This is a genomic window from Enterococcus sp. DIV1315a, assembly GCF_051712325.1.
Lineage (GTDB): Bacteria > Bacillota > Bacilli > Lactobacillales > Enterococcaceae > Enterococcus > Enterococcus faecalis.
Map to the genome: position 1 here is coordinate 920,478 of NZ_JBIOOS010000001.1, position 12,529 is coordinate 933,006.

12 protein-coding genes are annotated in these 12,529 nt (G+C 38.5%); 11 read left to right on the forward strand and 1 reads right to left on the reverse strand.

Features of this window, described 5'->3' with window-relative positions; genetic code table 11:
* The first annotated feature begins 35 nt into the window (after positions 1-35).
* The 9 genes from IGJ03_RS04480 (at position 36) to IGJ03_RS04520 (ending at position 9,643) form a co-directional block, all read left to right on the forward strand.
* Complete coding sequence (locus IGJ03_RS04480) at positions 36-800, forward strand: GntR family transcriptional regulator, LSA1692 subfamily (protein ID WP_002361633.1); 765 nt, start codon at positions 36-38, stop codon at positions 798-800.
* A complete protein-coding gene (locus tag IGJ03_RS04485) occupies positions 797-2,095 on the forward strand; it encodes a Sapep family Mn(2+)-dependent dipeptidase (protein ID WP_109537810.1) in 1,299 nt (432 codons plus the stop codon). Before IGJ03_RS04480 ends, IGJ03_RS04485 begins: the two co-directional genes overlap by 4 nt.
* Before the next feature lie 169 nt (positions 2,096-2,264).
* Positions 2,265-3,218: a N(4)-(beta-N-acetylglucosaminyl)-L-asparaginase gene (locus tag IGJ03_RS04490; protein ID WP_375804682.1), complete on the forward strand. Its 954-nt coding sequence runs from the start codon at positions 2,265-2,267 to the stop codon at positions 3,216-3,218.
* Between the two features lie 19 nt (positions 3,219-3,237).
* Positions 3,238-3,567: a PTS sugar transporter subunit IIB gene (locus IGJ03_RS04495; protein ID WP_002357981.1), complete on the forward strand. Its 330-nt coding sequence runs from the start codon at positions 3,238-3,240 to the stop codon at positions 3,565-3,567.
* An 18-nt stretch (positions 3,568-3,585) separates the two neighbouring features.
* Positions 3,586-4,941 (forward strand): PTS cellobiose transporter subunit IIC, encoded by a 1,356-nt coding sequence (gene celB, locus IGJ03_RS04500; RefSeq protein ID WP_002384702.1) that lies wholly within the window; start codon positions 3,586-3,588, stop codon positions 4,939-4,941.
* 17 nt (positions 4,942-4,958) lie between these two features.
* The gene (locus tag IGJ03_RS04505; protein WP_002360563.1) at positions 4,959-5,477 is read left to right on the forward strand and encodes a GrdB-related putative oxidoreductase; all 519 of its coding nucleotides are present in this window, start codon (positions 4,959-4,961) and stop codon (positions 5,475-5,477) included.
* A 36-nt stretch (positions 5,478-5,513) separates the two neighbouring features.
* Positions 5,514-7,976, forward strand: a complete 2,463-nt coding sequence (locus tag IGJ03_RS04510; protein ID WP_375804683.1) for a helicase C-terminal domain-containing protein — start codon at positions 5,514-5,516, stop codon at positions 7,974-7,976.
* The gene (locus IGJ03_RS04515) at positions 7,973-8,938 is read left to right on the forward strand and encodes an asparaginase (RefSeq protein ID WP_002382144.1); all 966 of its coding nucleotides are present in this window, start codon (positions 7,973-7,975) and stop codon (positions 8,936-8,938) included. The genes IGJ03_RS04510 and IGJ03_RS04515 overlap by 4 nt, the downstream gene beginning before the upstream one ends.
* Positions 8,939-8,959: 21 nt before the next feature.
* Positions 8,960-9,643, forward strand: a complete 684-nt coding sequence (locus IGJ03_RS04520) for an HD domain-containing protein (RefSeq protein ID WP_375804684.1) — start codon at positions 8,960-8,962, stop codon at positions 9,641-9,643.
* A 16-nt stretch (positions 9,644-9,659) separates the two neighbouring features.
* On the opposite strand, the gene IGJ03_RS04525 is transcribed toward IGJ03_RS04520, so the two are convergent.
* On the reverse strand, positions 9,660-10,154 hold the full coding sequence (locus IGJ03_RS04525) for a YajQ family cyclic di-GMP-binding protein (RefSeq protein WP_002357974.1): 495 nt from the start codon (positions 10,152-10,154) through the stop codon (positions 9,660-9,662).
* A 232-nt stretch (positions 10,155-10,386) separates the two neighbouring features.
* Here IGJ03_RS04525 and IGJ03_RS04530 point away from each other — a divergent pair, with 232 nt between their 5' ends.
* The gene (locus IGJ03_RS04530) at positions 10,387-11,343 is read left to right on the forward strand and encodes a YitT family protein (protein ID WP_002381974.1); all 957 of its coding nucleotides are present in this window, start codon (positions 10,387-10,389) and stop codon (positions 11,341-11,343) included.
* A 202-nt stretch (positions 11,344-11,545) separates the two neighbouring features.
* Complete coding sequence (locus IGJ03_RS04535; RefSeq protein ID WP_002357972.1) at positions 11,546-12,415, forward strand: class II fructose-bisphosphate aldolase; 870 nt, start codon at positions 11,546-11,548, stop codon at positions 12,413-12,415.
* Positions 12,416-12,529 lie beyond the last annotated feature (114 nt).

A 12,529-nucleotide genomic window follows, 5' to 3' on the forward strand; every position in this document is an offset into this window, starting at 1 on the left:
AAAATTTATTTTTTTGAAGAAAGATAGGCGATGAAATGACAGAAAATGCACCCAAATTTAAGCAAATTTCTGCAGAAATTGAAAAGAAGATTCGAGACGGTCTGTATGTAAGTGCACAAAAATTACCTTCAGAATATGATTTAGCTAAAGAATATAACTGCAGTCGCTTGACCATCCGTAAAGCGATTGATGATTTGATCCGCAAAAATATTTTGGTAAAACGACATGGTAAAGGTAGTTATGTGATGTCGCAAGCGAAAATTCAAAGTGGTCGCGCTGGCTTACAAGGTTTTACTGAGGCAGCCAAAGCTTACGGGAAAAAAAGTCAGACAGAAGTCATTTCCTTTGAAGAAGTAGTACATCCCGATGAGAAAATTCGGGAGGCGCTCCAAGTAGGCAAAAATGAGGCGATTTATGAACTGATTCGCCGCCGAATGTTAGACGGCGAGCCAATGACAGTTGAAAAAATTTATTTGCCACAGGCATACGTACAAGGCCATACGAAGCAAGACTTCGAGGGCTCTCTTTTCTGCTTAATCGAGAAGAACGTCGAGATTGCTTATTCGCATCAAGAAATTGAAGCAATCTTAGTTGAAGCGGAAATTTCAGAATTATTGAATGTTCCTGTGGGCCAACCACTTTTACAAGTCCACTCTATCACCTATGCGCTTGATGCAACTCCTATTTTATATGATGTCTCTTTATATCGAGCAGATCGGTACACGTTTAAAAACACACTGACCCGCTATAGCCCGTCTGAAAACAACCAAGTGGAGCTAGGAGGTTCTTGGAACGAATGAAGATAAAAGAAGAAATAGCCGCTCAAAAAGATTTATTTTATGAAGACTTAAACAAAATTATGGCGATTCGAAGTGTGAAAGGGTCGCCTAAAAAAGAGGCGCCTTTTGGCGAAGAACCGAAAAGAGCCTTGGAAGAAACGCTGAAACTGGCAGAGCGTTATGGCTTTCAAACTGAGATTGTCAATGACGCAGTTGGCTATGCGCAATGGGGAACAGCGGAAGAATATCTGGGAATTATTGGTCATTTAGACGTAGTACCAGAAGGGTCTGGCTGGTCAGTGCCGCCCTTTCAATTAACGAAAAAAAATCAACGTTTGTATGGTAGAGGAATTCTAGATAATAAAGGTCCTATCTTGGCTTGCCTGTATGGAATGAAATTACTGAAAGAACTTGGTTACCAACCAAAGAAAACCATTCGCTTAATGTTTGGCACGGATGAAGAAAGTGGGAGTGGAGATATCCCCTTATATTTAGAGAAGGAAAACGCACCCGTTTTTGGATTTACTCCAGATTGTAAATATCCAGTAGTTTATGGGGAGCGAGGGATTGTTAATTATGAAATCACAACGACCATCCCAGATGATTCAAGTGAACAAATTGGTCAGATTATGGGTGATCAAGCAAAAGACCACGTACCTGATCAATTAAGTGTGGTGATTGCGGGAAAAACAACAGCAATCATGGGAAAACGCGCCCCTTCCAATGCGCCAGAACTAGGCAAGAACGCGATTACTTTATTGGCACAGAAAATTAGCGAGGAACAGTTAGTCAAAGGAAATTTATTACAGTATTTCGACTGGTTAACCGCTAGTTTTCACGAAAAGCACTATGGCGAAGGAGTAGCTCTAGACTTTAAGGATCAGGATAGTGGGCAATTGATTTTAACGCCCTATGCGTTGGAAAAACGAGGACAGCAATTGGTGTTATCATTGGCCGTGCGTTATCCTGTTTCTATTACAGAAAACGAAGTAACCACGCAGCTAACGAAGGCACTATTTCCAGAAAGTGAAGTGACCGTCATCCGCCGCCTCCCTAGTACGCTGTTTCCAAAAGATGAGCGCAATGTTCAAAAATTAACCAAGGTTTATGAACAAATTACTGGCTTAGATGGGACGCCAGTCACAACTACAGGTGCTACGTATGCTCGTTTTATGCCGAATATCGTTGCTTTTGGTCCATCATTTCCTGGTCAAAAAGGCATTGCGCATAACCAAGATGAATATATGGATGAAAAAGATTTACTGCTTAATCTGGAAATCTATATGCAAGCGATGATTGCATTAACAGAAGCGTAAAACCAATAGAAGATACACGTATGAGAAGAAGCCAATGTGTTTCGTAGAGGTCGCATACGTGTATCTTCTATTTTTCTGTATAAAATTTCATTTTCAGTATATACAAAACAGTATATACTAGTTTATAATGGTGGAGAAATGTAAGCGTTAACGAAAGGGCGGATGGAAAATGACTTGGGGTGCAATTGCGACATGGCGGATGGCACATGATGGGTTACTAAAAGCTACAGAAGAATTACAACAAGGAGGTGCTGCAGGCACGGCCGTGGAACAATTAATTAAAGAAGTAGAAGACTATCCTTTTTATAAGTCAGTGGGCTACGGCGGTTTACCTAATGAGGAAGGGATTTTAGAAATGGATGCTGCCTATATGGATGGAGACACATTTGCAATTGGTGCTGTGGCAGGAATTACAGATGTTAAAAATCCGATTTCAGTGGCTAAAGCATTAAGTAAAGAGAAGTTTAATAGTTTTCGTGTTGGCACAGGTGCAACGAAATATTCAATGTTGCACGGTTTTGAAAGAAAGAATATGTTGACAGAACGCGCTAATCAATGGTGGCAAAAGCGTTTAAAAGAAATTCAGGAAAATCAGTTGAACCCCTATGATGGGCATGATACCGTCGGCGCTATTACGTTAGACCAAACAGGATCAATGGCAGCTGGCACTTCCAGTTCGGGACTCTTCATGAAAAAAGCAGGACGTGTTGGTGATTCACCACTGTCAGGTTCTGGTTTTTATGTTGATAGCGAAATTGGTGGTGCTGCGGCTACAGGCTTAGGTGAAGATTTAATGAAAGGCTGTCTTTCTTATGAAATCGTTCGTTTAATGGGGGAAGGGAGCTCGCCACAACAAGCATGTGATCAAGCCGTCTATGCTTTTCACGAAAAATTGACCCAACGTTATGGGAAAGCAGGAGCTTTTTCACTGGTGGCCATGAACAAACAGGGAGACTGGGGCGTAGCTACGAATGTGGAATTTACTTTTACGGTTGGTACTGATATGCAGCAACCAGAAATCTATATTGCAAATCCAGGCAAGAATCATACCACAGAGATTCAGCCGATTTCACAAGAATGGTTAGCGGCCTATGAAAAAAGAATCAAAGCACCAATTGAATAAATGAGGAGAGTGAAGGAACATGAGTAAAAAACAAATTTATCTTTTTTGTGATGCAGGGATGTCTACAAGTATTATGGTGAATAAAATGATGGAAGTGGTGGAAAAACATCAAATGCCTTTAATGATTACTGCTTTTCCTATTGCAAGAGCACAAGAAGTGGTTGAAGCAGAGAAGCCTGTTGCTATTTTATTAGGACCACAAGTCCGTTTTTTATTAGAAAAAACAAAAGAACAATTTGCTCCTCAAGGGATTCCTGTCGCTGCAATTGCGCCAGAAATTTATGGCATGATGGATGGCGAAAAAGCATTGAAAGAAGCGCTGCGGTTAATTAAGCAAAATAAAAAATAATAGATAGGAGTGACGACCGTGCAAAAATTTTTGGATTGGTTAGAGCGCGTATTGACCCCTTTGGCAAAAGTGATAGGAGAAAATAAGTATTTAGTAGCGATTCGTGATGGCTTCCTTTTATCAACGCCCTTGTTGATTGTTGGTTCGGTCTTCTTATTAATTGCTAATTTTCCTTTGCCACAATGGGATACTTGGATGTCTCATTTGCTTGGTAAAGACTGGGCGACAATGATGTCTGTTCCAGCTAGTGCTAGTTTTGATGTAATGACTATTCTGGCCGTTGTCGGTATTGCCTATAGTTTAGGGAAACAATTCAATGTGGATGCAATGCAAGCAGGAATTATCGCATTGGTTTCATTTTTTATTGTAACGCCTTATCAAACATTATTTACACCGGAAAATAGTTCAAAGGTTTATGAAGTTACTAGTTTACCTTTAAAATGGATGGGTTCCAGTGGCTTGTTTTTAGGAATGATTGTCGCATTAATTGCGACTCGTTTATTTGTGGCCATTGTTCGTAAAGGGTGGACAATAAAAATGCCAGAAGGAGTGCCACCAACAGTGGTTAAGTCTTTTGAGGCCCTGATCCCGAGCTTTTTAGTTGTTACTCTCATGTTTTTAGTCAATTGGCTGGCTGCTTTAACTCCTTATGGTAATTTACAAGATGTTATTTTTGAATTTCTACAAACGCCCTTATTGAGTCTTGGTAATACCTTAGGTGCAATGAGCATTGCTTATTTATTTTTACACTTCTTTTGGTTCTTTGGCATTAACGGAGGTAGTGTGGTTGGCGCAGTCTTTAATCCTGTTTTGCGGGCATTATCTGTTGAAAATTTACAAGCATTTAAAGACGGTCATGAAATTCCCAACATCATCACTGGACAATTTCAAGATATGTTTGCAACATTTGGTGGCGCCGGTTCCACACTCTCATTAATCATTGTGATGGTCTTATTCTGTAAAAGTCAACGAATTAAAAAGCTTTCGCAACTTTCACTAATTCCTGGTGTTTTTGGGATTAACGAACCAATCATTTTTGGGTTACCAATTGTTTTAAATCCAATCCTTTTAATTCCATTTGTATTAGTACCTGCGATTAATATTATTATTGCCTATTTTGCTATGGATTGGGGCTTAGTTCCATTGACGAACGGTATTCAATTGCCGTGGACGACCCCGCCAATTATCTCAGGATTTTTAGTCAGCGGTTGGCAAGGATCAATTCTGCAAGCTCTCTTATTGGTACTAGGAATGTTCATTTATTATCCTTTTATTCGAGTTATGGATGACCAATATTTACGTGAAGAATGGAAAGCACAAGAAGAAGAGAGTGAAGAAATTGATTTTGATTCCTTTGACTTCGATGATTTATAAAAAAGGAGGAAATAGGCGTGAAAAAAATCCTTTTAGTCTTAAACCACAGTTTAGCAGGATTTGGCAGTGATGAACAAGCTCAGCTGAAACCAAGTGGTAAAAAAGCTCCCTTAGGTCCAGGGGTAACATTGCTACCATTTTTACAGAAGCAAGGAGCGGAAATTGTTGCGACACTTTATTGTGGTGACCAATATTATTTGGAAAACGAGGAAGAGGTAGCAAAGAAATTTATTGGCTTTGCAAAAAAGTTTCATGCCGATGCGGTTCTTTGCGGACCTGCCATGCATTATCCTAATTTTGGAGAAATGGCCGCTCATCTAGCTTGTAAGTTTAATGCTGCAGGCATTCCTGCAATTGCAGCGATGGCAGAAGAAAATCCAGCAGTTAGTCACTATTATCAGCAAGTACCGATTGTGAAGATGCCCAAAAAGGGCGGCATTGGTTTAAATAATTCGTTTAAACAAATGGCGCAATTGGTCGTGGCAAAAGCAAATGGAAAAGAAACCAAACAGTTAGAAGAAACAAGTTGTTTTTAATTGTTGATAATCTAAAGAGAAATCCAGAATGAACACATGATTGTGTTCGTTTTGGATTTTTTGCTTTTGTTTAGCGAATGTATGTTCTATAATAGGGAGGCAGATAGGTGGGATTACGTGAAATCAACGAGAAAAATTGCGGTTCGTCAAGTGGTCGAATTTATTTTAAGGCGGGGAAGTATCGATTCTCGCCATGTGAGTGAACATACACCACAAGAAGGTAGTCGCCTTCATCGAATGTTGCAAAAGGAAGCGGGGAGCCTTTATCAAAAGGAAGTATCTTTAAAAATTGAGGTGCCTTTAAATGGCCATAATTATTGTGTAGAAGGTCGTGCAGACGGCATTTTTGTGAAAGAAACTGGGCAAGTGGTCATTGATGAAATTAAAACATCCGAGCCAGCGTTTGAAGAATTGCCGCCAGAAAAGGTCGAATTGTTTTGGTATCAAGCGATGTGTTATGGTCACATGTATTGCCAGCAAGAACAACTTTCTGAAATAATGCTGCAACTCACTTATTATCAGACCACCACAAAACAAATCACACGACAAGAACGCCATTTTACAGAAGCTGCATTAGCGGAGTTTTTTACTGATTTGATGAAGCGCTATGAACAGTGGGTAATTTTTAAAGAAGAGTGGCGTATTTTGAGAAATAAATCATTAAAAAATCTTAGTTTTCCTTACGGGGAGTATCGCAAAGGGCAACGAGAATTGGCGGTAGCCGTTTATAAAACAATTCTTAGTAAACAGCGGCTCTTCGTGGAAGCACCAACTGGAACAGGTAAGACAATGTCCACTCTTTTTCCAGCGATGAAAGCAATTGGTGAAGAAGAAGGTGAACGGATTTTTTATTTAACAGCTAAGACCATTACGCGGCAAGTGGCTGAAGATGCTGTCAAAGCGCTGTCCGAAAAACAAGCGCAAACTAAGAGTATTACGTTAACAGCAAAAGATAAAATTTGTTTTTTAACTGAACGAAATTGTACACCAGAATATTGCCCGTTTGCTGACGGCTATTATGATCGTTTAAATGAGGGACTGTGGGATTTATTGCAACATGAAAATCATTTAACGAGAGAGGTTATTGAACGGTATGCACAAAAGCACCAATTGTGTCCATTCGAGTTGTCGCTAGATGCAAGTCTTTGGTGTGATTTAATTATTGGCGATTACAATTATCTATTTGATCCAACGGTTTATTTACGGCGCTTCTTTGAAGAACCCCAAAGTGCAGAAGAGAATATTTTTTTAGTGGATGAAACCCATAATTTGGTTAATCGTTCACGGGAGATGTATTCGGCTGCTATTTCTAGGAATGCGGTTTTGCAAATTCAAAAAAGATTGCAAAAAGAATCTGTTCAATTAAAAAGAGCTTGTCAAAAAGTCTTAACTACGTTTGATGATATTGAAGCAATCTGTGAAGAAAAAGACACGGATTTTTTTGCCCAACGCGCGCCAATTGATTCATTAGTTAAACAGATACATCGATTAACAGAAGTAATTGCAGAATGGTTGCCAGAAAATCAACACATTGAGGAATTGGCGTCGATTCTCAGTTTTTATTTTGATTGTTTAAGTTATCTTCGAATCAGCGAGTATTACGACAACGGCTTTTATACGTCTATTTCTTTGCGAAACTATGACTGCGTTGTGAAACAATTTTGTGTCGATCCTGCTTATTTATTGTCACAACGATTAGATAAAGGGAAAGCGAGTATCTTATTTTCGGCAAGTTTAACACCTCTGAATTATTATCAAGAAGTGCTTGGTGGAGGTGAAGAAAGCCTACGTTATAGGATTCCGTATCCTTTTCCAGAAGAAAATCAATTGTTGATGATTGGTAGTCATCTTCAAACAACCTATAAAAACCGTGAAAAAAGTTATCCACAGATTAGTGAACTTTTAGGGAAGTTAAGTGAAACAAAAACAGGTAATTATTTAATTTTCTTCCCTTCTTATGCCTATATGGATGATGTCTATCAAGTATTTAGCCAACGCTACCCGCAAGTAAAAACTCAAATTCAGGGAACGGACTTAAACGAAAAAGAGCGAGAAGCATTTTTAGCTGAATTTAAAGAGAATCCTCAAGAAACTTTCATCGGTTTTTGTGTTTTAGGTGGTATATTTTCAGAAGGAATTGACTTGAAAGGTACCCGATTGATTGGTACGATAATTGTTAGTGTCGGGCTACCACAAATGAATCCGGAGCAAGAACTGATTCGCACTTTTTATCAAGAAGAGCGAGGGCAAGGGTTTCAATTTGCGTATCAAATTCCTGGCATGAATAAAGTCTTGCAAGCGGCTGGACGTGTCATTCGAGATGCGCAAGATAAAGGCTTTGTGTTGTTATTAGACGAACGATTTGAATTACCAAGTGTCCAGCGTTTCTTTCCGCCGCATTGGTTGGCGCATCGAAAGGCAAACACCAATGAACAACTCATTCAACAAGTGAAACAATTTTGGTTAAAAAATAAAGAAAACAAAGGAGGAAACAAATGAAGACCATTTTAGTCCTTCATACAGGTGGGACCATTTCCATGTCGAAAGTAGCAGGAGGAAGTGTTGCCCCGAATGAAAAAAATCCGTTGATGGAACAAGAAGCATTATTTTCTGGCAAGGTTCATTTAGTTGTCGAAGATATTTTTAATATTCCCTCACCACACATGACCTTAGAACGGATGTTTCAATTAAAAGAACGGATTCAAAAAGCTTATTCTGAACCAATTGATGGCGTGGTTATTACGCATGGAACAGATACATTAGAAGAAACAGCTTATTTTTTAGATATAACCTTAGAGAAAAAAATCCCCATTGTTTTAACAGGAGCAATGCGGTCAAGTAACGAAATCGGTAGTGATGGCTTGTATAATTTCATCAGTGCTATTTGGACTGCTTGTTCAGACGAATCGTACGATAAAGGTGTTTTAGTCGTGATGAATGATGAAATTCATACGGCGCGTTATGTGACAAAAACACATACAACGAACGTAGCAACGTTTCGGACGCCAACTTTTGGACCAATTGGAACCATTGCGAAAGAACGTGCTTTTTTTGCGAAAGAGGTCTTACCGCAAGAAGTTTGCGATGTTTCTTCTGTGAAAGGAAATGTTCACGTAGTGAAGGCCTATGCGGGGATGGGTGAACGAATGTTTGAATTATTAAACACCCCAGAAACGGATGGGTTAGTAATTGAAGCGCTAGGCGCGGGTAATTTACCGCCAGAAACGCTCCCAGCATTACAAAAAATGCTAGACAACGGGATTCCAGTCGTTTTAGTTTCTCGTTGTTCCAATGGCATTGCTGAAGATATCTATGATTATGCTGGTGGTGGCGTTGGCTTGAAAAAAATGGGGGTCGTTTTTGCCCGTGGTTTAAACGGACCGAAAGCGCGGATTCGTTTAATTGTTGGTTTAAACAGCGAAAAAAATCCTACAGAGTTAAAAGAATTTTTGGAACAGTAACTAATTTTAAGGAGAAAATAAATGAAGCTGTTTGAACGCATTCATCAAGAGACTGAAATTCGACAAATTTATGATGCAATTGGTCAAATGGAAGATGAAGAAGCTGGGTGGGCATACCATAATTGGCTTCATGTAAACAATGTCGTAGCCATGACGGAAATGATTTTGAAACAACTTGCTGTTTCAGAGGAGTATTTAGAAGCGGCAAAAATTGCGGCACTGCTCCATGATGTGGGTGCGCTACAAGGAAAAGCAGGACATGCACTTCGTGGGAAACAATTTGCAGAAGCATATTTTCGTAAGCAAAAGATTTGTTTGCCTTATCAAGAAGAAATTTTATCTTCTATAGAAAATCATAGTAACGGCTTTGATTCGGAAGAGTTAATGACGCTAGCGCTAATCATTAGTGATAAATTAGATATTACAACCTCTCGTGTTGCAAAGGCTGGTTATTTCGTACCGGGAATGCGGCAATTTCAATTTTTAAAGAAAATTGAAATTATGCTTTCAGAACAAGAGGTTTGTGTCTCGTTTACGGCAGAAGAAGAACTGGATTTAGAAGAATTAAATGCGTTTTATTTTATGCCAAAGGTTTTTAAAGCAATTACCGCTTTTTCAGAAAAAATCCAACGCCGACCAATCGTTTTATTGAATAAACAAGAATGGCCGGTACCAAAACAAAAAAATCCTTCAACTGTTCATTAACAGTTGAAGGATTTTTTTAGCGATAATTATTAAACTCAAGAGCCATTGGTAAATCTAATTCTCGTAAAAGAGCCATGACTTTTTGTAAATCATCCCGACTTTTTCCAGTTACCCGAATTTTGTCTTCTTGGATTTGTGACTTAACTTTAATCCCAGAGTTTTTGATAGCTGTGTTGATTTTTTTCGCATTTTCTTTATCAATACCACTGATTAAATCACCATATTGGCGAGCGGTACCGCCTAAGGCTTTTTCACTTTCTGAGAAATGAATATTTTTAATCGGAACATTGCGTTTGACTAATTTTCCAAATAAAATATCCTTCACTTGCTCGACTTTATAATCATCTTCAGCTACGACTACTAGTTTATCGTTTTCCAATTTAATATCAGCAATTGACCCTTTAAAGTCAAAACGATTTTTCAATTCTTTCAAGGCAATTTGAATTGCGTTTTTGACTTCCTCCATATTGACCTCTGAAACTACATCAAAACTTGCTTCTTTTGCAGCCATGTAAAAACCTCCTAAAATATTCTTTGCTTCATCATATCATGAAATAGTAAAAAAGGTTAGGTTAGAATCATTTTGAATAGAGAAATAAGAAGATCAATTTTTAGGGATATCTTCCCGCATTCTTTCATGGAAACGTTGCAAAAAAAATTTTCAATGTTCGCTTTTAGCCCCTTTTCTTTTAGGATAGAACCTGTTATTCTAAGTCAGAAGAATAGCGAAGGAGCGAAGAAAAATGAGTCGATTGGTTAGTACTTACCAAAGAAATGAATCGATAAAAAAAATAGCAGTGATGGCGATAACCGCTTTGACTTCTGCGGTCGGTTTGAATTTCTTTTTGATTCCGGCAAAAGTTTTTTCGGCAGGGATGAACGGAATTGCGCAAATCATTGCTACATTATTATATACAAATTTAGGAATCCATATTAATACAGGGATCTTCATTTTATTTTTAAACATTCCCGTCTTCATTCTAGGGTTTGTAAAATTAGGGAAACAATCAACGATTCTTAGTTTCATCAATGTTATTGGTATTTCCGTTGTCACTATGTTTGTGCCAATCGTAACAGTCACAACGAATCCTTTGATGAACGCAATTATGGGTGGTGTCTTAGTCGGCGTTGGCGCAGGGCTTTCATTGAAAATGGGCTTTAACACTGGCGGCATGGATATTATTTCACTGATTCTTTCAAAAACAACAGGGAAAACCGTTGGTAATTTTATGTTCTTATTAAATGGTATTATTGTGCTGTTGGCTGGTTTTGTATTTAACTGGGAAAGTGCGTTGTATACTATTATTTCTATTTACTGTTTGAGTCAGGTGGTCGACATGATTCATACCAGTCACCAAAAGGTCACAGCAATGATTGTCACCACGAGACCAGAAGCTGTTGCCTTAGAAGTTTCTCAACAAATCGCTCGTGGCATGACCTTGTTGCCTTCAATCGGCGGCTATTCAGGTGCAGAAGGTCGGATGATTATGATGGTCATTACTCGTTACGAACTCTATGATTTAGAACAAGCAGTTTACAGTATCGATGAGAATGCCTTTGTAAATATTTTACCAACACAATCGGTTTTAGGGCGTTTTGCCAATGAAGATGAACAACGGATTTTTCATAGTACAGGGACATTTCCTGAGCTTCAATCTTACAAGGTGAAACGTTATCCGCCAAAGAAAAAATTAAAATAGCAAGTCGGCCTTCAGGTCCCAAAGTCTTAACGGGAAAACTGGAGGTTTTTTTATAAAAATGAAGGTTATGTGAAAGAATAGACAAAAATTTTCTGAAAAAGGGAATTTTACTAGAAAAGTGTCAGGAATTCTGCTAAAATAGAACCGTTGGTTAGGGAACACCTAACAAATAAAGTTTTTAAAAACTTAGGAGGAATTTTTTATGCCAGTAGTATCAGGAGCAGAATTCTTAAAAGCAGCACGTAAAGGCGGCTATGCAGTAGGTGGCTATAACACAAATAACTTAGAATGGACACAAGCGATTTTAGAAGCAGCAGAAGCTAAAAAAGCACCAGTTCTAATCCAAACATCAATGGGCGCTGCTAAATACATGGGCGGCTACAAAGTAGCTAAAGACATGATTACTAATTTAGTAGACTCAATGAATATCACAGTTCCAGTAGCAATTCACTTAGACCACGGTGACTACGAAGCTGCTTTAGAATGTATCGAAGTTGGCTATACTTCAATCATGTTTGATGGTTCTCACTTACCATTCGAAGAAAACTTAAAATTAGCGAAAGATGTAGTTGAAAAAGCGCACGCTAAAGGTATTTCTGTCGAATGTGAAGTTGGTTCAATCGGTGGTGAAGAAGACGGAATCATCGGTACTGGCGAATTAGCTGATATCGAAGAATGTAAACAAATGGTTGCTACAGGTATTGACTACTTAGCATGTGGTATCGGTAACATCCATGGTCAATATCCAGAAAACTGGAAAGGTTTAGCATTTGATCACTTACAAGCGATTGCTGAAGCTGTCGGTTCTGATGTACCTCTAGTATTACACGGAGGTTCTGGTATTCCTCAAGAACAAATTGAAAAAGCAATTTCAATGGGTATCTCAAAAGTTAACGTAAATACAGAATTCCAATTATCATTCGCTAAAGCAACGCGCGAATATATTGAAGCTGGTAAAGATTTAGAAGGTAAAGGATTTGACCCTCGTAAATTATTAGCACCAGGTAAAGCTGCAATCATCAAAGATGCAGAAGAACACATTGATTGGTTCGGTTCAGCTAACAAAGCTTAATCAACTAGTTACGTTAAAGACAGCCACAGCACGTGGCTGTCTTTTTTATTTTTTGTTATTTTTTCATTCTATTAAAATACCTGAGAAGTTTTCTTTTTTCTTAAGCTTGATTAT